The organism is Tardiphaga sp. 20_F10_N6_6 (genome assembly GCF_052076045.1).
Classification (GTDB): Bacteria; Pseudomonadota; Alphaproteobacteria; order Rhizobiales; family Xanthobacteraceae; genus Tardiphaga; species Tardiphaga robiniae.
On sequence record NZ_CP197239.1, the window covers coordinates 2,261,305 to 2,283,035 of the forward strand.

Annotated in this window: 22 protein-coding genes; 8 read left to right on the forward strand and 14 right to left on the reverse strand. The window is 60.9% G+C overall.

Translation table 11 applies throughout. From position 1 onward, the window contains the following. Positions 1-40: 40 nt before the first annotated feature. Positions 41-451, reverse strand: a complete 411-nt coding sequence (locus AB7813_RS11090; protein ID WP_089265694.1) for a flagellar assembly protein FliX — start codon at positions 449-451, stop codon at positions 41-43. 325 nt (positions 452-776) lie between these two features. Here AB7813_RS11090 and AB7813_RS11095 point away from each other — a divergent pair, with 325 nt between their 5' ends. From AB7813_RS11095 to AB7813_RS11110, 4 genes are all read left to right on the forward strand, one after another. Beyond that, entirely contained in the window at positions 777-1,901 is a 1,125-nt protein-coding gene (locus AB7813_RS11095; protein WP_089265184.1) for a flagellar basal body P-ring protein FlgI, read from the forward strand. Beyond that, entirely contained in the window at positions 1,901-2,248 is a 348-nt protein-coding gene (flgJ, locus tag AB7813_RS11100; protein ID WP_439064490.1) for a flagellar assembly peptidoglycan hydrolase FlgJ, read from the forward strand. Before AB7813_RS11095 ends, flgJ begins: the two co-directional genes overlap by 1 nt. 17 nt (positions 2,249-2,265) lie before the next feature. Beyond that, positions 2,266-2,760: a hypothetical protein gene (locus tag AB7813_RS11105; protein ID WP_175366560.1), complete on the forward strand. Its 495-nt coding sequence runs from the start codon at positions 2,266-2,268 to the stop codon at positions 2,758-2,760. Between the two features lie 164 nt (positions 2,761-2,924). Beyond that, entirely contained in the window at positions 2,925-3,311 is a 387-nt protein-coding gene (locus AB7813_RS11110; protein WP_175366561.1) for a hypothetical protein, read from the forward strand. An 8-nt stretch (positions 3,312-3,319) separates the two neighbouring features. Here the strand turns inward: AB7813_RS11110 and AB7813_RS11115 are convergent, their stop codons facing one another. The 10 genes from AB7813_RS11115 to AB7813_RS11160 all read right to left on the reverse strand — a co-directional run bounded on the left by AB7813_RS11115 (position 3,320) and on the right by AB7813_RS11160 (position 16,295). After that, positions 3,320-3,679, reverse strand: a complete 360-nt coding sequence (locus AB7813_RS11115; RefSeq protein WP_068735624.1) for a hypothetical protein — start codon at positions 3,677-3,679, stop codon at positions 3,320-3,322. Between the two features lie 93 nt (positions 3,680-3,772). After that, on the reverse strand, positions 3,773-4,138 hold the full coding sequence (flaF, locus tag AB7813_RS11120; protein WP_439064491.1) for a flagellar biosynthesis regulator FlaF: 366 nt from the start codon (positions 4,136-4,138) through the stop codon (positions 3,773-3,775). Positions 4,139-4,141: 3 nt separating this feature from the next. Beyond that, complete coding sequence (flbT, locus tag AB7813_RS11125; RefSeq protein ID WP_089265190.1) at positions 4,142-4,519, reverse strand: flagellar biosynthesis repressor FlbT; 378 nt, start codon at positions 4,517-4,519, stop codon at positions 4,142-4,144. A gap of 255 nt (positions 4,520-4,774) precedes the next feature. Next, positions 4,775-6,373 (reverse strand): flagellin N-terminal helical domain-containing protein, encoded by a 1,599-nt coding sequence (locus AB7813_RS11130; protein ID WP_439064492.1) that lies wholly within the window; start codon positions 6,371-6,373, stop codon positions 4,775-4,777. Positions 6,374-6,750: 377 nt separating this feature from the next. Then, the gene (locus AB7813_RS11135; protein ID WP_439064493.1) at positions 6,751-8,340 is read right to left on the reverse strand and encodes a flagellin N-terminal helical domain-containing protein; all 1,590 of its coding nucleotides are present in this window, start codon (positions 8,338-8,340) and stop codon (positions 6,751-6,753) included. A 282-nt stretch (positions 8,341-8,622) separates the two neighbouring features. Then, positions 8,623-10,245 carry a flagellar biosynthesis protein FlgL gene (locus tag AB7813_RS11140; RefSeq protein WP_439064494.1) on the reverse strand — a complete coding sequence of 541 codons (1,623 nt, stop codon included), beginning with the start codon at positions 10,243-10,245 and terminating at the stop codon, positions 8,623-8,625. A gap of 7 nt (positions 10,246-10,252) precedes the next feature. Further along, complete coding sequence (flgK, locus tag AB7813_RS11145) at positions 10,253-12,154, reverse strand: flagellar hook-associated protein FlgK (protein ID WP_439064495.1); 1,902 nt, start codon at positions 12,152-12,154, stop codon at positions 10,253-10,255. A 57-nt stretch (positions 12,155-12,211) separates the two neighbouring features. Then, complete coding sequence (locus AB7813_RS11150; protein ID WP_175366566.1) at positions 12,212-14,068, reverse strand: flagellar hook-basal body complex protein; 1,857 nt, start codon at positions 14,066-14,068, stop codon at positions 12,212-12,214. Between the two features lie 217 nt (positions 14,069-14,285). Further along, positions 14,286-14,792, reverse strand: coding sequence for a peptide-methionine (R)-S-oxide reductase MsrB (msrB, locus tag AB7813_RS11155; RefSeq protein WP_320445018.1), 507 nt, complete (start codon positions 14,790-14,792; stop codon positions 14,286-14,288). A 129-nt stretch (positions 14,793-14,921) separates the two neighbouring features. Continuing rightward, positions 14,922-16,295: an NAD(P)/FAD-dependent oxidoreductase gene (locus AB7813_RS11160; RefSeq protein WP_439064496.1), complete on the reverse strand. Its 1,374-nt coding sequence runs from the start codon at positions 16,293-16,295 to the stop codon at positions 14,922-14,924. Between the two features lie 135 nt (positions 16,296-16,430). Between AB7813_RS11160 and AB7813_RS11165 the strand changes: the two genes are divergently transcribed. Then, a complete protein-coding gene (locus tag AB7813_RS11165; RefSeq protein ID WP_439064497.1) occupies positions 16,431-16,967 on the forward strand; it encodes a SixA phosphatase family protein in 537 nt (178 codons plus the stop codon). A 58-nt stretch (positions 16,968-17,025) separates the two neighbouring features. Further along, complete coding sequence (locus tag AB7813_RS11170; RefSeq protein ID WP_439064498.1) at positions 17,026-17,451, forward strand: universal stress protein; 426 nt, start codon at positions 17,026-17,028, stop codon at positions 17,449-17,451. Between the two features lie 63 nt (positions 17,452-17,514). On the opposite strand, the gene AB7813_RS11175 is transcribed toward AB7813_RS11170, so the two are convergent. Next, positions 17,515-18,387: a hypothetical protein gene (locus AB7813_RS11175; protein ID WP_439064499.1), complete on the reverse strand. Its 873-nt coding sequence runs from the start codon at positions 18,385-18,387 to the stop codon at positions 17,515-17,517. A gap of 122 nt (positions 18,388-18,509) precedes the next feature. Continuing rightward, positions 18,510-19,124, reverse strand: coding sequence for a hypothetical protein (locus AB7813_RS11180; RefSeq protein ID WP_439089145.1), 615 nt, complete (start codon positions 19,122-19,124; stop codon positions 18,510-18,512). 70 nt (positions 19,125-19,194) lie between these two features. Here AB7813_RS11180 and AB7813_RS11185 point away from each other — a divergent pair, with 70 nt between their 5' ends. Then, positions 19,195-19,629, forward strand: a complete 435-nt coding sequence (locus AB7813_RS11185; RefSeq protein ID WP_089265199.1) for a hypothetical protein — start codon at positions 19,195-19,197, stop codon at positions 19,627-19,629. Positions 19,630-19,703: 74 nt separating this feature from the next. On the opposite strand, the gene AB7813_RS11190 is transcribed toward AB7813_RS11185, so the two are convergent. Then, complete coding sequence (locus tag AB7813_RS11190; protein WP_068735594.1) at positions 19,704-20,210, reverse strand: YciE/YciF ferroxidase family protein; 507 nt, start codon at positions 20,208-20,210, stop codon at positions 19,704-19,706. Between the two features lie 402 nt (positions 20,211-20,612). On the opposite strand from AB7813_RS11190, the gene AB7813_RS11195 reads away from it, so the two are divergent. Next, the gene (locus tag AB7813_RS11195) at positions 20,613-21,689 is read left to right on the forward strand and encodes a lysylphosphatidylglycerol synthase transmembrane domain-containing protein (protein WP_175366570.1); all 1,077 of its coding nucleotides are present in this window, start codon (positions 20,613-20,615) and stop codon (positions 21,687-21,689) included. Positions 21,690-21,731: the final 42 nt, after the last annotated feature.

The following is a 21,731-nucleotide window of genomic DNA, read 5'->3' on the forward strand; positions in this document are numbered from 1 at the left end:
TATGCGGGTTTCAGCCGCGCTTGGGGCCGGCCTCGCCGACTTAGACTTGGCCGGCCTTGGCCAGCTCAACTTCGACCCGGAGCTCGATCTCGGAGAGCACGGCGTCCAGACCGGGTTCGCCGGATGATTCCTTGAGGTTGGCTGCCGCACTGCGCAACCGCGCCACCATGGCCGGATTGATCGAGCCCGTGAGCAGGCCGATCTTGAGTTCGTCGAGGACATCGAGCGCACCGCGGCCGCGCTTCACCGAGCGCTTGCGACGCTCCATGGGATCTTCGACGCTCTGCATGGCCAGAAGCGCATCGATGCTGTTGGCCGCCCGAGGCGCTACGGTCGGTTTGGTCTCGGAGGTCGGTGTCGCATCAGGCAACGAAAACCCGGTCGAACTGGTTTTCTTCGCTCCTGACGACGGGGCTCCGAATGTAGTGCCGTTCGGTCCGTAAATGCGCATCGGCGTGTCCAGCGAGGGTGATGGCCAATCCCGGCCCACGGCGGCTTGCCGTTCGCTCAGTACCATCGCGAGCGTAAACGGACCTCCATCCGGAAAGGTCGTCTTTTATGGTTAATCAATCGTAAACAGCCCGGCAAAATCTGCCGCGGGCGGCACATTCGCCGGGGCGCAGGCCGCCATGCAGCCCGCGCGCTTTTATTATTCCTATTATAAATCAGCATCTTAAGAACGAAACACCACTGGCACGGCACTCGCATAGTGAAGGCTGGATCGTCGTCATGGGAGTGGCGAGCGGTCCAGTGAAGACCTCAGCGGGGAGCAGAGGATGCCGAGCCTACCTTCGATCCGATTCTGTCAGACGGCCTGTGCGGTGCTGCTCGTGCTGCTCGTGCAGGCGGTGTCGGCACATGCGACGTCGCGAATCAAGGATCTCGCCAATATCGAAGGCGTCCGGCAGAACCAGCTGATCGGTTACGGCCTCGTGGTCGGCCTCAACGGCACCGGCGACACCCTCAACAACATCCCGTTCACCCGCCAGTCGCTGCAGGCGATGCTGGAACGCATGGGCGTCAACATTCGTGGCCAGACGCTGCGCACCGGCAACGTGGCCGCCGTCATGGTGACCGGCAACCTGCCCGCCTTCGGCACACAGGGCACCCGCATGGACGTCACCGTCTCGGCGCTTGGCGATGCCAAGAACCTGACCGGCGGCACCCTGCTGGTCACCCCCCTGCTCGGCGCCGACGGCAATGTCTACGCCGTCGCCCAGGGCTCCCTCGCCATCAATGGCTTTGCCGCCGAAGGCGCTGCCGCCAGCATCACCCGCGGCGTGCCGACCGTTGGCCGCATCGCCAATGGCGCCATTATCGAGCGCGAGATCGAATTCGCGCTGAACCGCCTGCCCAATGTGCGCCTCGCGCTGCGCAACCCCGACTTCACCACCGCCAAGCGCATTGCCGCCGCCGTCAACGACTTTCTGGGATCCAAGACCGCCGAACCGATCGATCCTTCCACCGTGCAGCTATCGATCCCGCCGGAGTTCAAGGGCAACGTTGTTGCCCTACTCACCGAGATCGAGCAGTTGCAGGTCGAACCGGATCTGGCCGCCAAGATCATCATCGACGAACGCTCCGGGATCATCGTGATGGGCCGCGACGTCCGCGTCGCCACTGTCGCCGTGGCCCAAGGCAATCTCACCGTGACGATTTCGGAGAGCGCCAATGTCAGCCAGCCCAATGCATTCTCCAACGGCCGCACTGTCGTCACGCCAAGCACGCGTGTCGGCGTCACCGAGGACGGCAAGAAATTCGCTCTGGTGAAAGACGGTGTGTCGCTGCAGCAGCTCGTCGACGGTCTCAACGGACTCGGCATCGGTCCGCGCGACCTGATCGGCATCCTGCAGGCCATCAAGGCCGCAGGCGCCATCCAGGCCGACATCGAGGTGATGTGATGAACGTCAACACCGTCGTCGCCGCCTATCAGGCCAAGCACCCGACCATCAACGGCCGCCCCGATCAGAACCTGATCGATGCGCTGCAGAAAGTATCGCCGCAAGCTCAGGCCAAGACGCGCAAGCAGTCCGAAGATTTCGAGGCGATGTTCATCAACACGATGTTCTCGCAGATGACATCAGGCATCAAGGGCGAAGGCCCGTTCGGCGACACCACCGGCACCGGTGCCTGGCGCTCGATGCTGACAGACGAATATTCGAAGTCCTTCGCCAAGGCCGGCGGCGTCGGCATCTCCAACGAAGTCTTTCGTTCACTCATCATCCAGCAAGCCAATCGCGCCAGCTGATCGCAGAGGACACCGCCATGAACAATGCGCAACGCCAGCAAGCCGCCCCGATCGCCGCACCGCGTTCGGTCGCAACGCTGATGGAAGCCCGTCAGCTCGCCGACGAACTCATGAAGGTGATGAACGAGCTGCTCGCCGTCATCGAACAGGAGACGACGCTGGTCCGCAACGGCCATATCCGCGAGGCCATCAAGCTCGAAGCTCCGAAAGCGGACATTTCGCGTCGTTACATTGCGATGATCTCGCTGCTCAAGATCAGCCAGACATATCTCGCGCAGACGACGCCCGACCTGCTCTCGGCCTTGCGCAAGCACCATGACGTGTTCCGTGCGATGCTGCAGGTCAATCTGACCGTGCTCGCCACCGCGCATGCGGTTTCGGAAGGCATTGTCCGCGGCGTCAATGCCGAGGTTCAGAAGCGCAATATCCCGCAGACCTATACGGCGGCCGGTCGGCAGGCTCAGCCGGGCCGGGTCAACATGACGCCCATTGTCGTCAGTCGGTCACTTTGATCGTATAACCGATCATACCGCCGCGGGCGCATGTGATGCGCCGCGGCATTGCTATCTTTTGACTTAAATTGCAGCGCGCAAGTAAGCACCGGATTCAGCCGTCCGGTGCATAATGTCGTTTGGGAACGGGTCGGGATTTATCGAATGGAGCCAGGAGGGCTGCCATGGGTGCCGACTTCAATATCAAACCGGTGGGGGCGCCGGTTGCTACGCCGGTGATACGACCCGCACCAGAAGCGGTGCGCGAAGCCGTGCCTACGCAACTCCCTCCCGACAAGACCGTGTCAGCAGCGCCCCGTGTACTGCAGCCGAACATTTCTGCGGCGAACTACCAGCAGATGGACAGCGAACGCATCTCCAAGGAAGTCATCATCGACAAGGGTGCAGGCGAGATCGTCTTCGTATCTGTGGACAAGAAGTCCAATCAGGTGATCGATCAGTATCCCGAGGAATCGCGACTACGCTCCCGCGCCTATCTGCGCGCCATGGACACGCTCAACCAGGACGCAAAGCTGCAGAATCGACGTATGGAGACGGATCGCAGGATCTAATGCGCTGATCAGACGTTGCGCGTTGCAAAGGCCGTATCGAGATAGGTGCTGCCGGTGGCGGCATCGGTCACGACGTTCTTGATCGTCGCCTTATTGTTGGCCGTCATTTGGAACTTGGTGTCGCCGACCCGGAACGAATTGTCCTTGATCAGGACCTGCTGATACTTCACCGTTCCTTCGCTCTGATACTTCACCTGAGCGCGGAAGCCTTCGACCTGCGAAATCGCGACCTCGAACTTCTTTCCATTAGCGTAGGTGCCCTGCCAACTGCCTTTGTAGGCGTCGGCATCCACCGCCACATACTTGCCTGCCGTGACCGGCGTGGTCGTCTTGTAAGCCGTTGCAAGAATGCTGAGTGCGTCTGCCATCGTGCCTCGTCGCACGCGGCTTCGAATCGCCGCGCCTGTCGGGCCCCATTAGGCCGCGCCAAACATTAAGCTAAAGTTACAGTGTCGATACGCTCACGGGCGACCGGACAGTCCCGCCGCAATATTGCGGTTGATGTCGATGAGCGCTTGCAGATGTTCGACCTGGCGGACCTGCTGAAGCGCGGTGCACTGCGTCAGAACAAAAATGCCGATATTGGCGATATTCTGCCGGATCTCGATCGATTCCGGATTCTGATCATTGATGGCATCGCCGACGAAGATGGACCAGAGCTTGCGATTGAACAGGAGAGCGTCGTCGAGACCTGCGTCAGTATGCTCCCAATTCTCCACAACGTCCTGAAGCTTGCGCGCTGCTTTCAGAAGGGCTTGGGCTTCGATGTCTCTCGGTGTCGCCGTGGTCTGCGCAGTACGCGCGTATGCTTGAGCACCGATCGACATTCGCTACCTCAAAAACTCTTCTTCCCGCTTGATTAGCGGACGTAATTCCTTGAGTGCTTTGTAAAGCGCGCCGCTTAAAATAAGCTTACTGACGTCCTCGATCGTTTCACGAAAACTCGGAACCGCTTCGATCAATTCCTTGATGAAACCGAGATATAGCTCCTGATAGGCCGGGATATCGTTTTCCAGATACATCATCTGTACGCAGAGATAGACGCGTTTCACCGGTGTCGTAGCAGTCTCTGCCGTGAGAATGTCCTTTTCACGCATGATCGGCGCATCGCCATCAATCAGGAACGCCGTGCGCGTATCGGAATTGGTGATCACGCTCTGACCGATGATGATTCGCTCACCCGGCTTCAGTTCGACTCGCAAAGGCATTCAGCTCTCCTTCCCCGCAGCGGCCGTGAGGCCACATGCAAAGCCAATGGTATCTGGTGCCACGTTTCGGGCGGGCATGCACTATCCAGGAACCCCGAAAATACGCCTGTGATTCGAATAATACCAGCATTCAGCCGCCGCATCTTCAGTCTCGGGAAAGCCAGGATGCCTAGCGACGCGCCGCTGACTACCCCGACCAACGAAAAACGGCGGGATTTCTCCCGCCGTTCGATAATCTTGGTGCGACCGCCAGACTTACTGGAGCAGCTTGAGTACGCTCTGCTGCGACTGGTTGGCTAGCGCCAGCGCGGACACCGCGATCGACTGCCGGGTCGACAGTGCCTGGCTGTTCGCAGCTTCCTCGTTGGTGTCGGCCAGCGTCAGGTTGGACGAACCGGTCTGCAGCACGTTGATCAGGTTCTTGGCGAATTCCTGACGGATCTGCACGATCGACAGGTTGGAGCCGAGCGCCGAGGCCTGCGCGCGGAGAACCGAGCTGGAGATGTTGAGCGCTGCCAGCGTGTTGTTCGCCGAGGTATTGTCGAGGAAGTCCGCGCCCTTGGCGAGCTTGCTGAGACCCAGACCTGCCGGCGTCAGGGTCGTGCCGGCGATGTTGAGCGTCGACTTGCCGGTCTCGTTGAACACCAGTTTGAGCTGATCGCCACCGAGCAGGTTGATGCCGTTGAACGAGGCATCCTGCGACGTGGTCGTGATCTGATCGATGATGTTGTTGTACTGCGCGACGAGATTGGCGCGCGAGGTCTGCGACGCGAAGTCCTGAACCGGGGTGCTCGGCACCAGGCCATTGAACAGCTTGCCGACGGCCGCGGCTGTGCCGCCAATGGCGCCGATGGTCGACGAGGCCGCATCGTTGGACGTCTGGATGGTCATGAAGCCGGCGGGATCGATGACGGCTTGCAGGTTGTTCGGCGCCAGCGCGGCGTTGAGCTGCGCCAGGGTAGAGACCTGGCCGCTCGCGGTACCGAAGGTGATGTTCGTCGCGGTGCTCGACGGATTGGTCGCCGCAATCGTCAGCGTCAGCGCCGGTGGGCCACCCAGGGCGGTCGGACCTGAGGTCCGCGCCTGGGTCACCGACGTACCCAGGCCGAGCCCGGCGAGCGCGGCGGTGTTCGAGCTCGTGATCGACAGATCGGAAGCCGCACCCGTGTGCAGCGTGATCGCCCCGATGGGCGCTGCCGTGTTGACTGCAGAGCCAGCACCACCCGACAGCGCATCGATCTTGCCCAGCAGCGTAGCGACGGTGTCCGTGATGTTGATTTCGTTGGCGCCCGACGCGCCCGAAGCTCTGAAGGTCAGGCTCTGACCATTGACGGTGATAGTGTCGTTCGCCGCAAAGCTGGTAGCAATCGAGTCGGTGGCGGCAAGACCCGACAGCACCGTGGCGCCGGTGATGGCAGCGGCATTCTTGTTATTCGCGACAGTGCCGACATAGGTGTTGTCGGTCTTCGTGGATGTACCCAACAGGTTGTCGGCGGTCGCACCGGGATTGATCGGCGTCGTGAACGACGACTTGGCGTTATAGCCGACCGGAATCTGCAGCGCCTGGTTGGCGATCGATTTCGCGGTATCGACCAGCTTCTGCAGCGAGGTGATGCCGGTGTTGGCCGCCTGCAACACCTGCACGCCGTTGCCTATGCCATCGAGCAGGCTGTTGATGTCGCCGGCGCGGCTGTCGAGCCCTGCTGCCGTGAAGAAGTTCGTGGGGTTGTCGAGCGCGGTGTTGACCTTCTTGCCGGTCGCAAGACGGTTCTGCGTCGTGGACAAGAGGTCCGCGGTCGACTGCAACGACAGCAGGTTCTGGCGAACCGAAGCCGATAGAACGATGCCTGACATATGGAAACCTTCCTGTTCCCCGCGCAGTCGACCTTCAGGTCGCGCAAGCGCATGGTGCATCTGACGAGACCCGTCTCGCCGCGATGCTGTCGGTTGAATTTGACGCCCTTCTGGAAGAGGAATCTCGGTCCGCCTTGCGGCGATGCCCGGATTAACGCGGCCGATTCTCGGCCTACCTTCTTCCTACTCAGGCCGAATATGACCGACCACCATTTAAGATATGGTTAACAGCGGATTAAGGCTTTCGTAAAACTGTCCCAAAACGGCAAAGGCCCGGAAAGCTTGAGCTTTCCGGGCCTCATGCGACGATCGGACAACGAAAAACGGCGGGGCTTTCTGCCCCGCCGCCTGGTTTTCGTATGATCAGTGCGCCGAAATTAACGGAGCAGCTGGAGAACGCCCTGCTGCGACTGGTTGGCCAGCGACAGCGCGGAGACGGCGATCGACTGACGGGTCGACAGCGCCTGGCTGTTGGCGGCTTCCTCGTTGGTGTCGGCGAGCGTGAGGCTCGACGCACCGGTCTGCAGCACGTTGATCATCTGCTTCGAGAAGTCCTGACGCATCTGCACGACCGACAGGTTCGAACCGAAGGCCGAAGCCTGCGAACGCAGCTTGGAGCTGGCGTCGTTCAAACCGGTCAGCAGCTTGTTGGTCGCAGCATTGTCGAGGAAGTCGGTGCCCTTGGTCAGCGACGCCAGACCGAGGCCAGCCGGATCGAAGGTCACGCCCGCGATGCTCAGCTTGGACTTGCCGGTTTCGTTGAAGGTCAGGGCAAGGGTGTCGCCGTTGAGCAGGTTGACGCCGTTGAACGACGAGTCGGCCGCGGTCGTCTTGATCTGATCGATCACCGTGTTGTACTGGGCAACCAAGCCAGCGCGGGTGTTCTGCGCGTTAGCGTCGGCCACTGGAGCACTGGCGGTAATCGAGGCACCGAACAGGCCAGCACCAGCCGCAACGGCTGTACCACCGAACGCACCAATCGTAGACGAAGCATAATCGTTCGTCGTGGTAAACGTAAGCTTGCCATCCGTGCTGATAGACGCCGACATGTTGTTCGCCGCCAAGGCGGTGTTCAACTGGTCAAGCGTATTGACCTGGCCAGTACCGGTACCGAAGGTGATGTTGGTAGCGGTGCCGCCACCAGTAGCACCAATCGTCAGAGTCTTGCCGCTCAACGCCGGAGGAGTACCAGGGGTCAACGCGGTGGTGCCTGCGGCCAAACCGAGCTTGGCCAAGCCCGAACCCGAAACAACGAGGTCCTGCGTGGTGCCGGTGCCGAGGGTGATCTGGCCAGTGGCGACCGAAGAGGTGCCGCCAGTGATCGAGTCGATCTTGGCCAACAGTGCATCGACGTCGTCGGTGATGTTGATCTGGTTGCCGGTCGCGCCGGAAGCGACGAAGGAGATCGTCGTGCCGTTGACGACAATCGTATCCGCGGTCGTAAACTTCGACGCTGCCGTCAAGTTGTCCGAGCCGGCGCCAGCTGTACCTGACAGCTTGGTTGCGCCAGTGATTGCAACAGCCGTGCCGGTGTTGTCGTTGAGAACAGCGGTACCCTGAACGGTGTTCGCCGTTGCTGCGCCGGTGGGGCCGAGCAGGTTGGCGGCGGTCGCACCAGTAACGGCAGCGGTGACGCCCTGAGACTTCGTCGAATAGCCCGTGGTCGCCTGCAGCGCCTGGTTGGCAATCGACTTGGCGGAGTCAACGAGCTTCTGCAGCGAGGTGATGCCGGTGTTGGCAGCCTGCAGGATCTGCACGCCGTTGCCGATACCATCGAGCAGGTTGTTGATGTCGCCAGCGCGGTTGTTCAGGCCCTGCGCGGTGAAGAAGTTGGTGGGATTGTCGAGCGCCGAGTTGACCTTATTGCCGGTCGCGAGGCGGTTCTGGGTGGTGGAGAGAAGATCCGCGGTCGACTGCAGCGAGAGCAGGTTCTGACGAACGGAAGCCGAGAGTGTAATGCCGGACATGTTTGGTTACCTTCCTGGTAGACACAACGAACGACCTTCTTGGTCGGTATCGGGAAGATGACGCTGAGGTTCTAAAATTGCGTAAAGGGAACTGCGCGGATTCGATGCTCCTTATGCGTGTATTTAATTACCTACACGCGTCCTGAAAATGACAAAGCCCAACTCGTGAAAGTCGGGCTTTGTCATTTGTTATCAGTGCTTTTTGTGTAGCTGGGAGGTTGGCTTCCCGGACTTTGGCGAGGTGGCCAAAACCCGGTGAAGTTGTAAACACGAAGCTACCCGTTAAAGAAACTTAACCAAGCTCATCTGATAAAGATTTGACGTTGTCTGATACGAGGCCTGCAAAGCGGTCTGCAGCGCCAGAATTTTGGTCGCGACCTCGTCGTCATTGATGCCCTCGATGGAGTCGAGCATCGTCTGGGCCATCGCCTTGGTCTGGACCTGACGATCCGTGGTCGACTTGATCGATGCCTGCGCGCCGGCAAAGTCGGCCTGGATGTCCTGAATCGTCTGCTGACCGGGGACATTCGCCAGGTTCTGCGCCACGCGCTGGTTCAGCGCCGCGATCTGCGCATTGGCGCTCTTTGCATAGGTCGCATTGCTGAGTTGTGCCGGATCGACGGCCACGGCCGCGAACACCGCGACTGTCTGTAGTTGCGCGCGCAGGGCCTGCTCGTCGGCGCGCGCGCCATATTGCACCTTGATCGATGTATCGACCTGGGAGACCGCCGATCCGCGGGCCGAGCCGTTGGCGGCCGTGTTCTGCTCGCCCTGATACCAGATCACGGTATTGTCGGCCGTGCCGGCAACGAGCGTGGTCGCAGAGCCGAGCGGCGTCGAGCCGACGCGCAGCGGCGGCTGGTCGAAGAAGTTGTCGCCGGCCTCGATCGCGGATGCCGCCACCATCGGCCCGTTGGCGAGATCCTTCATGGCTGTGCCGAGCACGGCATTGAGATTCGCTGCGGTGACCGTCGATGACGGCGCCACCGGCGGAACAGCGTTCGGCTGACCGGGATCGATCAGGAACGAATTGGCCGGCAGCGGCGTCTGGTCCGACGCCGTCAGAACGATGTCTTCCTTCGTGCCATCCGGCATCGTGAAAGTGAACTTCACCTGATCGCCGACATTCGGATTGGTCGCCCCGAGATCGACCGACATCGATTTCGCCACGGGCGTCGCCGGCAGCGCAGGCGGGATGGTCGCTGGCAGATCGACCGGCTGGGTGACGGTGGCACCGGCGATCGTGGTAGACACGCCAGTGACCTTCATACCGAAGGGCTGAGCTTCCAGCGGTGGGGCTGGCGTCGCGTCTTCTTCGGAAATCACCACCGAGGTCACCGGGGTTCCGACTGCGCTGCCAACGCGCCCGTTTGCGTTGACACCGAGATCAGCCGTCTTGCGCTCGGCGATCACCTGCTTGAGGCCGGCGACGAGCGCACCATTGCCATTCATGATCTGATCGGCCGGCGCGACCGGCGCCGTATCGGTGGCGCGGCCGGAGAACAGGTAGCGGTCGCCCGACCGCGCATTCAGCATATCGACGGAATCGAAGAAGCCGAGCGACGCCGTCTTCTGCCCTGGCGTCTGACCGGTATTGTCGAAATTGCCGCCAGCGCTGACCGCGGCGCCTTTCACATCGGATCCGATCGCCACCAGCCGCTGCAGCGACAGATTTGCGACGCCGATGCGCGTGTTCAGATTGACGGCAGTATCGGCATAGGCCGCAACATTGCTGATCTGCGCGCGCAGCGCGATCGCGAGACTGCGACCGCTGCCCTGCCCTGCATAGGTGTTGGAAATCTTGCCGCTCGACAGCTGCTGCGTCAGCGCGTCGAGCTGATCGCGCAGATTGGTAATTCCGGATCCGATATAGGATGTGCGTGAGCCGACACCGCTGATCGTCATGATTACCTCAGAATGCCTGCATCAGGGTTTTGTACAATTCGTTGACCGTCGACATCACGCGCGCATTGGCCGAATAGGCGTTCTGCAACGACAGCAGATGCGCCATCTCGTCATCCATATTCACGCCGGACGCGTCTGCCATCTTCTTGTCGAGTGTATTGAGAACGACGTTCTGGCCATCCGCGAGTTGCTTGGCGGAATCCGCCGCAGCGCCCTGTTGCCCGACGAACTGGCGCATATAGCTCGACAGCGTCCCCTTGAACGGTGCCGTATCACTGCCCGTTCCCGTCGCCGGCGAGTAAGTGAAACTGGCATTGTTCAACTGGTTGAGCAGGAGGGCCGACCGCGTCGTGTCGCCTGCTGCCGTCGACCCGCTATAAACCACCAGCTTGGACGGGTCGGCGACGATCGCATTGTTGATCGTCAGCCGGCCGGCGAGACCGGCCATCTGCGAACCGTTCTTGCTGATGCCGCCGCTATAGGCGGCACCGTTGTCGGTGAACAACGCCAGCTCCGGGCTCCCGTTGCTCAAATCGGTGGGACCTTGCGTGACCGTCACCGACGCCGCGTTGATGTTGGCGAATGCGGGATTATTGACGACGGTGAGCGCGCCAGCCGTGCCGGAGAACGTAGCCTGGCCGCCAAGCGCCGCGTTCAACTGATTCAGAACCGAGCCGAAGCCAGAAGAAAAATCGAGGCCGATGACGGTATCATTCGGATTGGTTGTTGCCGTGTTCGGCAGCGGCAGCACGCTGGGATCATCGACTCGCATGAACGAAATTTCGCGCTGCGTGTTAGTCGCCGTATCCGTATACGTGAAGTGAATGACATTGCCCGGCTTCATTTGCGATACGTCGAGCGTGAAGCCGGTCGGCGTTCCCGGCGGCAGCGTCGTCGGCGGCACCGTCGGTGCCGGGAACACGCTTCCCGCCGTCGTCTTGTCCGAGAGCGCGCTCGAGATCGATGCTGCGAACTGATCGAGCTGGTTCTGCGCCTCGACAAGCGTCTTGTCGCGAAGTTCGGTATATGCGGCGATCGTGCCCGACTTGATAGCGCCGGCAGCAGTCAGGTCGATCGATCCGCCGTTCGGAAATTCGATCACCACCGAGCCGAGATTGCTCTTGCTGGGATCCGCGCTCCACGTCGTGCCGGCCGATACTGTGCCTTGGGCATTAAACGCCAGTGTCGCCGCTTCGTTGCCCACCAGCTGCACACCGGAACCGGTGAAGATGGTGACCTGATTGGCGCCATTGGTGGTGACGCGAATATCCATCAGCTGCGACAGCTGCGTGACGTATTGATCGCGCTGATCGAGCAGCGCGGCGGTGTTGGAATCCGTCGATGTTCCGCCTTGCGGATTGGCCGTCAACTGATTGTTGATCTTGGCAATCTGCTTCATCAACGTGTTGGCGGTCGTCACGGAATCCTTGATGCCGTTTTCCGCCGAGCTGCGCAGGTTCTGAATGCCCTGCGTCATCGAATTCAATTGCTGCGCAAGTGTCTGCGCGGCGTTGAGCACGCCGATCCGCGCCGACTGACTGTCGGCGCTCGTGGACAGCGCCTGCACTGCCGTCGTCAGGGCGTTGAAGGAATATTCGAGCGAGCCGACTGAACCAGGATCGCCATAGAGGCTCTGCATCTGCTGCAGGAAGCTCGAACGGAGCGAGGCATAGCCCGCGCCCGACGTTTCGGTGCGGAGCTGCGCCTGGATATACTGATCGAGTTCGCGATTGACGCCGACGGTGCGGACGCTGCTGCCGTTGCCGGAATTGACTGCGACCTGATCCGTCGATTTACGAATGTAGCCAGGCGTTTCCGCATTGGCCACATTCGAGGAGACCAGCGACATCGCGGCCTGATTGGCGCGCAGGCCGGACATGGCGATGGAGAGTGCGTCGTTCAGACTCATACTAACTGTCGCTCTCAAGGTTCACGCGGGAAGAAGGCCGCAGATGCGGCCTTGCGATTAACGCATCACGTTCAGCAGATCCTGAACCATGGTGTTGGTGGTCGTGATCACCTTGGTATTGGCCGAATAGGCCTGCTGGGTGACGATGAGCTTGGTGAATTCGTCGGCGATGTCGGTGTTCGACGACTCCAGCGACGAGCCGGAAATACTGCCACCCTTGCCGTACAGCGCCTCGCCGGATTCGTTGGTGGTCTCGAACGCGCCGCCATCGATGCGCTTGAGGAAGTTGGCGCCGTTGAAGGTGGCAATGCTGACTTCGGCAAGATCGATGTTGCGGCCGTTGGAGTAGCTGCCGACCACACGTCCTTCGTTGCTGACCGATACGCTCTGGAGCTGACCCGCAGCATAACCGTCCTGCTCAAGCTGATTGACCTGGACGTTGCCGTTGGTGTCGGCGAATTGCGTGAGACCGCCCGTGCCGAACGCCATGGTGACATTGCCAAGGCTCTTGCCGCTGACGGTCAGGCCGGTCAGCGTGATCTGGCCGACAACGGGCTGCATCTGGCCGTTCGGGCCGAACTTGAAGTCGGTGCCGACATTCTGCCAGGCAGGGCTTGCACCCGTGGCCGCTGGATCGGTCTGGTAGAACAGGTTCCAGGTATCCGTTCCGCCCTGCGTGGCGGACTCGACCTTCGCCCACCTGAATTGCAGGCTGACCGGTGCACCGTTGCCATCATAGACCGTCTTGGCGCCACCGCTGATCGATTCATCGAGGAAGGTCTGGGAGTCACTGCCGATCACGACGCCGGTGCCCGCCGTGCCGCCGCCCGAACGAAGGCCGGTAACGGTGCCGGTGAAACCCAGGGCCTGGAATGCGGCGACCGCCGTGGTCGTCGAACCTGCCGCCAGCGTAAAGTCGTTCGCCGTACCGGAGTTCAACGTGATCACGCCGGTGGCGGACACGCTCGATAGCGGCGACGCATTGCCGGTCGCGGTGTCGATGGCGGTGAGCACGTCGCCGACAGTGGCCGTATCGATAGGGATAAAGGTCGTGCCTGGTACAGCCGCAGGAGCAACGGCGCCCGTGTAGAACGAAAGCGTCTTGGTCGTGGTGACACCGGCACTGGTGGTCTTCAGCACGAGCGTATCGCCGTTGGCAAAGCCGACCGGCAGCGTATCGCTGCCGGATACGGGCGCGAGTTTGGTATTCGCCGAGATCGGCGCCGGCGTCGTCGCGAAATTGTTGCGCGCGTTGCCGGGAACAGCCGTATTCCCGAAGGGCGTTGCCGCAGTGCCCAGCACGCGCGGGTTCGACACGAAGTCGGCCGATCGCAGCAATTCGGAACCGGGCACCGACGTCTGATGCTTGGTGGTCAGCGGATAGCTGGCGAGGTTGGCGCGGTAGTCGATCTTGGTGGTGGCCTGCGACGGCAGGAAGTCATTCTGGAAGCGCAGCACTTCCGGCGTACTGCCGGCCGGGTTGCCGGTCGAGGGATCGATCTTGACGCCCTGCAGATAGTAGCCTGCGCCGTTGACGAGATAGCCGTTCTTGTCGAGCGAGAAGTCGCCGCGACGGGTGTATTTGTTGACACCGTCAAAGATCGGCGTGGAGTCGGAGACGTTGCCCGGCTTCTGCACCGCAAAGAAACCGTCGCCGTTGATGGCCATGTAAGTCGCCACCGAAGACGACTGCACCGAACCCGCGATGGTGTTGGTGCTGCGCGATTGCGCCGTCACGCTGCCAGCCACCTGCGCGGATGTGCCGGCATCGGGAATGAGGTCGAGGAAGCTGGTATCGATCCGCTTGAAGGCGGTGGTCTGCGAGTTCGCGATGTTGCCGGAAATGTTTTCCAGCGCATAGGAGTTCGCCCGCAGGCCCGCAACGGACGTGGTGAGAGCGCCGAAGATACCCATTACATCGTCTCCAACTTCGATCCGGGCGGCCCGCCGGATGGTGCCAAATTCACAGCCGCTGTCGGAGGAGATGTCGCAAGCCCCGTGCCAAGGGGATAAATTCAACGAATTCAACGCACTAAAAAAAGAACCCCGGTCCATGGACCGGGGCACAATTGCCTAGCAGGGAAATAATTGCCGGATCGGCGCCTGATTTCGCCGGGTTCTGCGTAGTTGCTCAGGTCGCCGACGGCGCGGCCGGTTTGAAGATCATCGCGAAGCCGTCCATGCAGTAGCGCAGGCCGGTCGGCTTCGGGCCGTCATCGAAGACGTGACCAAGATGGCCACCGCAGCGACGGCAATGGATCTCGGTGCGGACCATGCCGAGCGTCGAATCCTTGCGCTCGCCCACGGCATTCTGCAGTGGCTGCCAGAAGCTCGGCCAGCCGGTACCGCTCTCGAACTTGGTCTCCGACGAGAACAGCGGATTGTCGCAGCCGGCGCAGGCGAAGGTGCCCTTGCGCTTTTCCTTGTTCAGCGGACTCGAATACGGCCGCTCGGTGCCTTCCTTGCGCAGGATCTCGTATTGCTGCGGCGTCAGCTGCTTGCGCCATTCCTCATCGGTCTTCATGACTTCGAACTTCTCGTCCGAGGCAGCCCGCGCCGACGAAGCCGTCAGCCATTTCAGCGACAGCAATCCTCCCAGGCCAGCAGCGGTCGTCAAAAGAAAGCGGCGGTCGATCATGGTTGGTCTCCCTGACAATCGAGACAATCATCTCGTTCGCTTGAAATACGGGCGGACGAGCCGGAAGTTACACGCCGGTTCCGAAATATTACTCACGTTTTGTTGCGCGCCCAAACCGGGCGGATCGGCCTAGCCCGGCCGCGGGCCCCGCGTTCCCGCGCGCAGATTGGCCTCGGCCAGCCGGGCCTCACGGATCCGCTCCCGCGCCCGGGCCCGTTCGCGATACCGCGCCAGCGTACCGGCCAGCGCCGAGCCCTGCCGCTCCCATAGCCCGACCGCGTAGCCGACGGCCCGCCCGGTCGTGCCACCAGCCCAGACCAGTTCGAACGGCGCGAACAGCTTGAAGCGATCGTCATAGGCATACATGCCACGGGCGATCAGTTGCCCGGCCATGGCCGTCGTGTTCAGGCCCCGATGGCTGAAGCCGCTGGCGACCCACAATCCCTGACGGAGTTGCCCGATCTGCGGCATGCCGTGCACGGTCTGGCCGAGCGCGCCGCCGAAGGTCTCGGCCACGGCAACCTTGCCCAGCGCCGGAAACACGGTGCGAATGCGCCGCGCGATGGCGCCGGCATAGCGCTCCGGCTGCCCGGCCCATGTCGTTTCCGGGCTCGACCACATCAGCCGATCGCCATCGACAATACGGAAATGGTCGACGCCGTCGCTGTCACTCACCGAGCCCTGAAACGTCACCGCCTCGGCGAGACGCTCACCAAGCGGTTCGGTGATGCCTGCATAGCGCCACATCGGCAACAGCGTGTCCGACAGCTTTTGGGCAGGCGCACCGAGATGGATGTTGCCGGCCAGCACGATGTGTGTGGCACGCATCCGCGCTGACGGCGTTACGATGCGCTTGCGGATGCCGCCGGCATCGATGCTGACCACCGGCGTGTCCTCGAAGATCCGCACACCGGCCTGTTTTGCCAGCGCTGCGAGACCCAGCAGATATTTGCGGCCATCGATCTGGAACGCCTTCGGATAGTGCACGCCGTGAAAGTAGCGTTTCGTTTTCAGCACATCGCGGACGCGGTCGATCTGCCAGCCGTCCACTTCAGTATCGAAATCTTCGCCGAGCATCTGCAGGCGTGCGATCAGGCGATCGCCGACATCGACATTGGAGACTTCCAGCGCCCCCTCGGACAGGCCGAGACCGGGGATCAGGTCGTCTGATGCCTGGGTCCGGACATACTCTGCGCCCTGCTTCGACAGCGCCCACAACTCACGAGCGTCCTCCAGGCCAACACGCGCAATCAGATCGGCGAGCGGCAGGCCAAAGCCCGGCATCACGGTTCCCAACTGGTTGCCGGACGCGTTCCAGCCGACATAACGTCCTTCGAGCACCGCGACGCTTGCACCCAGACGAGCCGCTTCCAGCGCAATACTGAGCCCGGCGAGCCCGGCCCCGACCACGCAGACATCGACATCGAGGCTGAAGGTCAGCCGCGCGCGGTCGGCGTCGGCGACCTCAGGTCCAAATGTCACGCTTGCGGAAGGGGCGGTCATAACGTTTTCTTACGGACAGGTGGGGCGCTTGTCACCTTGTCCTCACGGTTCATGTCCATTAATCCGCAGACCTGACGTCTGGCGCGACCGCGCCGCCCGCCTCGCTACTACCTCTTGCCGAATCGAGATCGCGCCATGCGCCGTTTACTGCTGCTGCGTCACGCCAAGACTGAAACGGACGCGCCGAGCGGCAAGGATTTCGATCGCAGGCTGGATGACCGCGGCCGGCTGGATGCGGCTCTCATGGGCGCCTGGCTCAGCAGAAATCCGCCCCTGCCCGATCTGGTCTGCGTCTCCACGGCGGTACGCGCGCAGCAGACCTGGAGCCTCGTGGCCGCGGCGATGCCGGCGGCGAAACCGATAGTCGCCAGCCTCGATGAACTCTATGGCGCCGGCCTCTCCGAATTGCTGGCGGTGATCCGCGGCGCAGCCGTGGAAGATCCAGAGCAGCTGATGCTGGTCGGCCACAATCCCGGCCTGCATGAAATGGCGCTCAGCCTGATTGGCAGCGGCGATGCCGCAGGCAGGAAAGCCGTCGCCGACAATCTGCCGACCGGCAGCATCGTGGTGATCGACTTTCCCATCGAGGACTGGAACGACGTTGCCTTCCGCGATGGAAAACTCGTGCAATTCGTCAGTCCGAAACTGCTGAAGGGCGCCGCGGGCGAATAAGCCGCGCCCATCGGAACCGGTTTGTGCTATCCTTCTCCGGACGACGATGGAGGTGCGCATGTACAAATCCATTCTGGTCCCGATCGATCTGGCCGAAACCGATGTGGCCAAACCCGCGATTGCCCAGGCCGCGACGCTGTCGCAAACCTTCGGTGCCACCGTCCGGCTGCTCAACATAATGCCGATGACCCCGGTGATGCTGGCCGAATATGTCCCGGCGGATTTCGATACTCAGCAACTAGAATCGGCGCAGGCCGCTCTTGCTGCGGTGGCACGCGATTGCGGCATCGACAGCAGCCGCGTCTCCAGCGTGGTGCGACAGGGCGGCATCTATCACGAGATTCTCGAAGAAGCCTCGGCGATCAAGGCCGATCTCATTGTGATGACCTCGCACCGCCCGGCGATGCGCACTTACTTTCTCGGCTCCAATGCCGGCCATGTGGTGCGCTATGCGAAATGTTCGGTGCTGGTGGTACGGCCTTAGGACAACCCTCTCTTTCACCACTTTTGGTCGTGCCGTCAAAAGCAAACTCAGTTGCTCGACATGTCACCGTCTTGGCAATAGCGTTTCCAATTGAAGACGCTGCAACGTCGAGTCTAGTCTCTGTCGGGTGTCGAGCGAAACACCGCCGCGGTAAGTGATTGCTGGTGGTGAACCGGAACGTCCTTGACGTACTTTCGGCACATAGTCCGAAGCGGGTGCACTTACTCCACCGCGAGGAAAATTTGTCACCTCGACTAGCATAGGCCTCTTGGGAGTTGCATCGGAAAAAGCAATATCGAGTATATGGGTCGTCTCGCTTGAAGCCCCCATATTGAAGCCTGCACCTGGAATGCGCGTCAGTATCCACGATGGGGAAATGCCGCCTCCAGCCTTTATGGAAAAATCAATTCTATATCCGAGGTCATCCGGCTCCACCCCGATAACATCGTCCGATCCTCGTTCCCGCAACGAATCACCAAGCGATTCAATTAGTCCGAGTCGGCCTGTCATAATCGAGCCGAACGCTTCCTTCTTGCAAACGTACCGCGGCAGATCTCTTAACAGCAGCGTTCGCTTTGTTGTGAGTGTTTTGATTCCATCAATGACAAATTCGCCGGAAGCACCAATTCCGAAGACATCAGGGTTGAGATAATCAACCTTCGGACCGAAACTGCCTCGATCTTCTCTCTTCAACGTAATGGTGAAGCTTGCAGCCCAATGATGGAGCCAAGGATAATCTGCCTTGTACTTAGATAAGGCTTCCTGCAACTCGCATTCCACATTGTCGACGACTTGCTCCATAGAGAAATGAGGAGCAATTCTTCCGCGGAAATCTGTGCACCCCAGCATGGCTCCGATTGATATAAAGCACACGAAAAGTCCCATTTTTTGAACTATCATTTTGCCCCCCGGCCAGTTCAAAACAACGATCAACAAGAAAATACAACCTAAAGTATAATCATAAATGCGCTACAGCCAGATTAAATGCAACAAGAATTTCGATGCATACTCCCGCGGAAAAGCGCGCGCGATGCGCGCTTCTTGCAGAGGAACCATTTCTACGACAACAGCTCGGCCGGCACACTGTCGAATGTGTAGTTGCGCGGCTTGTTGCGGCGGATGAAGCCGCTGATCGGCCAGCCGAAGAATATTGCGAAGCCAATGATAAAGACCACGCCGGCAAACTCCCCGGTGAACAGTGCACGCAGGAGCAGCGCGGTCATTGCGAGACCGACAAAGGCCAGTGCCGCGACAATCATTGTGTAGATGCCTGGTCGCAGGCCGGAGCTGAGCTTGGCCAGACTACCTGCCACAGCGAGGCGGCGATGCAGCTCCAGGATAAACGCGCTGAAGCCCGACTGCGGCTCCATCAGCGCGACGGTTTGTTTCGACGTCGAGAAGATCGTGATGTGACGACCGTCGGCATGATCGATATCGGCGCGAAAGCGGCGGTGCTGCATACCCATCGGCCGATAGGACAGCCGGATCGCCGCGATATCCGCATAGGCCCAGACACCAGAGCGACGACCTGTGCGCCATAACAAACCTTCATCGGTCAATTCATAACGATGCGCGGCGCCAATCAGGGAGGCCTTGTAGGCATAGGTGTGCCCCGGCCCTGCCGCTTCTGCGGCAGACGATGCGTCTCTGCGCCTGAAGAGGGTCTTGAGCAAACAGAAGTCCCCTGCGCTGTTCGATCTCGCTTGCTTGCGCGATCGCCTGCATGTCCCTTACAAGCTTGCCATGGCCGAGACGACCACTTTTCCGCGCCGCCTGATTCTGGCCGGCGCGATGATTTCAGGATTGCTGCTGGCGCTGGCCGTACACATGCTCGGCCAGCGATTCGGCCTCGACCTCGGTGGCCTCTGGCGCAACGATCCCGACAATTTCATGCCGATCGGATCCGCCTTCGCCTGGTGGCTGATCGCGGCGATGGCCTTTGTCGGCGGCTATGTGACCGCTAACCTGCTGCACAGCGCAGCATCCGGTCGCATCCCGCAGCGCATGCGGCAGTTTCTGATCACCATTGGCGTGCTGTTTCTGGCCGGCGCCGGTCAGGCGGCCTCGGCGCCCAACGCTATACCGACGGCATCGGGTGTTCTGGCCAGTCTTGCCGCCCTCGGCCTCGGCGGCGTCATGGCGTTCTGCGGCGCCCATTTTGCGCTGCGAAAGGCATAGGCGAAGCCCAAAAAAAATCGCGCAGGCTTTCGCCCGCGCGATTGTTCTGTGCCGTGTGATCGCTGGTACCGCGATCAGCTTGCGGCGCGCATATTGACCTTGCCTTCGGCCAATGACGTCAGCTTCTTGTCGGTGGTCTTTTCCTCATCGAGCGTCTTCTGCAGCACGGCCGCGCAATCGTTGCGGCCAAGCTGGCGCGCCCACGCGATCAGGCTGCCGTAACGCGCGATCTCGTAGTGCTCGGCGGCCTGAGCCGCATTGATCAGCGCGGCGTCGAGTACCTTCTTGTCCTCGACTTCCCCGGCGGTCTCGTCGGCTTCCTTGATGATACCGTCGATTGCCGGGCAGGTAACCGCCTTCACCTCGGCGCCGTGCATGGCGAAGACCTGCTCAAGCCGCTGCACATGCACTTCGGTTTCTTGCAAATGCGTCTTGAAAGCCTGCTTCAACAGTGGTTCTGCAGCCTTGTCAGCCATTTTCGGCAGCGCCTTCAGAAGCTGCTTCTCCGCGTAATAAATGTCCTGCAGCTGGTGCACAAACAGGTCATCCATCGTCTTGATGTCCTTGGTGAACAGTCCCATCGTTTCAATCCCGGTGTTCTGGAACGGGGTGGCCGCTGCGGCGCATTGTCCCGCTCGGTTGCGATAGGCCGGTAACCATCGATATTGGGACGTGTTCCGGGACCGTCTTGATTTGCCGCATGGAACATTCGACTTGCCCGCCTATATGAAATGCGGGACGAATGGCTCGGAATTGTCTGTGCGATTGTCGTGCAGGGTCAGGGCTTTGCAGCCGGCGCGGGTATGTGGCGACCTTGCGGCGCGGTATTAACGCTGGCGCTGTCAAGGACTGCACAACGAAACGTTTTTGCCGTAAGGGTTTGGGCTTGATGAGTGAACTTCGCGTATGAGTGAATTGGTCGCCGCTTGCCGCCTGTTACCCCGATCGGCTTTCCACCTGTTCGCGCTCCGCCGGGAGGACGAATGCAACGATTGCTGACCGCGCTCGGGCGCGGCTTCAAGCAACACGTCGGCTGGAAACGGCTGGGTGTTGTCGCAAGCCTGATCGTCATCGCCCTCGCCATCTCCCATCTGGTGCATACGCTGAAGGGCCTCGATACCGCCAAGATCCTGGCGGCGATGGCCGCAAAATCGACGATGCAAATCGCCATGGCGACGCTGTGCGTGATCGGCGCCTTCTGCACCCTCACCTTCTACGATTACTTCGCGCTCAGAACGATCGGCAAGAAACATGTGCCGTATCGGATCGCGGCGCTGTCGGGCTTCACCAGCTACACCATCGGCCACAATATCGGGGCCACCGTGTTCACAGGGGGCGCCATCCGCTTCCGTATCTATTCGGACTACGGATTGAATGCCATTGACGTCGCCAAGATCTGCTTCATCTCCGGACTGACTTTCTGGCTTGGCAATCTGTTCGTGCTGGGCATCGGCATGGTCTGGCATCCGCAGGCCGCCTCGGCCATCGATCTCCTGCCCAATGCCATCAATCGGCTGATCGGGTTCGGCTGTCTGGCCGGCATCATCGGCTATCTGATCTGGCTGTCGATCGGCAAGCAACGCCGCGAGCTCGGTCAGAACGGCTGGAAGGTCGTCCTGCCCTCCGCCCAGTTGACGCTGCTGCAGATCGCCATCGGCGTTGTCGATCTCGGCTTCTGCGCGCTGGCTATGTATCTGCTGATGCCAGATCAGCCCTATATCGATTTCGTCTCACTGGCTGTGGTGTTCATCCTGGCCACCCTGCTGGGCTTCGCCAGCCATGCGCCGGGCAGCCTTGGCGTGTTCGACGCAGCCTTGCTGGTGGCGCTGCCGCAGTTCCGCCAGGAGGAGCTGGTCGCCACTGTGGTCATGTTCCGGATCCTGTATTTCATGATCCCGTTCGCCATCTCGATCTGCATCATGGGCACCCGCGAAATCTGGCTCAGTGTCATCCAGCCATGGCACAGGCGCCGCCTGGATGACCGCAATGAACGTCGCGAGACCGAGCCCGCCCCGGTCGTGGTGCATGAGCAGCCATTGAAGCGTCAGTCACAGGGTTGAATCAGTCGCGGGCGCGCCACATCGCGCGTCCGGCCAATCGAT

Bases quoted from the DNA above. Each gene is read 5' to 3' on its own strand.
- AB7813_RS11115 (WP_068735624.1), bottom strand. From the start codon at position 3,679: ATGGCAGACGCACTCAGCATTCTTGCAACGGCTTACAAGACGACCACG.
- msrB (WP_320445018.1), bottom strand. From the start codon at position 14,792: ATGATCGACCGCCGCTTTCTTTTGACGACCGCTGCTGGCCTGGGAGGA.
- AB7813_RS11110 (WP_175366561.1), top strand. From the start codon at position 2,925: ATGGGTGCCGACTTCAATATCAAACCGGTGGGGGCGCCGGTTGCTACG.
- flgK (WP_439064495.1), bottom strand. From the start codon at position 12,154: ATGAGTCTGAACGACGCACTCTCCATCGCCATGTCCGGCCTGCGCGCC.
- AB7813_RS11195 (WP_175366570.1), top strand. From the start codon at position 20,613: ATGCAACGATTGCTGACCGCGCTCGGGCGCGGCTTCAAGCAACACGTC.
- AB7813_RS11135 (WP_439064493.1), bottom strand. From the start codon at position 8,340: ATGTCCGGCATTACACTCTCGGCTTCCGTTCGTCAGAACCTGCTCTCG.
- AB7813_RS11190 (WP_068735594.1), bottom strand. From the start codon at position 20,210: ATGGGACTGTTCACCAAGGACATCAAGACGATGGATGACCTGTTTGTG.
- AB7813_RS11160 (WP_439064496.1), bottom strand. From the start codon at position 16,295: ATGACCGCCCCTTCCGCAAGCGTGACATTTGGACCTGAGGTCGCCGAC.
- AB7813_RS11090 (WP_089265694.1), bottom strand. From the start codon at position 451: ATGCGCATTTACGGACCGAACGGCACTACATTCGGAGCCCCGTCGTCA.
- AB7813_RS11165 (WP_439064497.1), top strand. From the start codon at position 16,431: ATGCGCCGTTTACTGCTGCTGCGTCACGCCAAGACTGAAACGGACGCG.
- AB7813_RS11185 (WP_089265199.1), top strand. From the start codon at position 19,195: ATGGCCGAGACGACCACTTTTCCGCGCCGCCTGATTCTGGCCGGCGCG.
- AB7813_RS11170 (WP_439064498.1), top strand. From the start codon at position 17,026: ATGTACAAATCCATTCTGGTCCCGATCGATCTGGCCGAAACCGATGTG.
- flgJ (WP_439064490.1), top strand. From the start codon at position 1,901: ATGAACGTCAACACCGTCGTCGCCGCCTATCAGGCCAAGCACCCGACC.
- AB7813_RS11140 (WP_439064494.1), bottom strand. From the start codon at position 10,245: ATGACGATCAGCGGTGTCGGCTCACGCACATCCTATATCGGATCCGGA.
- flbT (WP_089265190.1), bottom strand. From the start codon at position 4,519: ATGCCTTTGCGAGTCGAACTGAAGCCGGGTGAGCGAATCATCATCGGT.
- AB7813_RS11150 (WP_175366566.1), bottom strand. From the start codon at position 14,068: ATGGGTATCTTCGGCGCTCTCACCACGTCCGTTGCGGGCCTGCGGGCG.
- flaF (WP_439064491.1), bottom strand. From the start codon at position 4,138: ATGTCGATCGGTGCTCAAGCATACGCGCGTACTGCGCAGACCACGGCG.
- AB7813_RS11130 (WP_439064492.1), bottom strand. From the start codon at position 6,373: ATGTCAGGCATCGTTCTATCGGCTTCGGTTCGCCAGAACCTGCTGTCG.
- AB7813_RS11105 (WP_175366560.1), top strand. From the start codon at position 2,266: ATGAACAATGCGCAACGCCAGCAAGCCGCCCCGATCGCCGCACCGCGT.
- AB7813_RS11095 (WP_089265184.1), top strand. From the start codon at position 777: ATGCCGAGCCTACCTTCGATCCGATTCTGTCAGACGGCCTGTGCGGTG.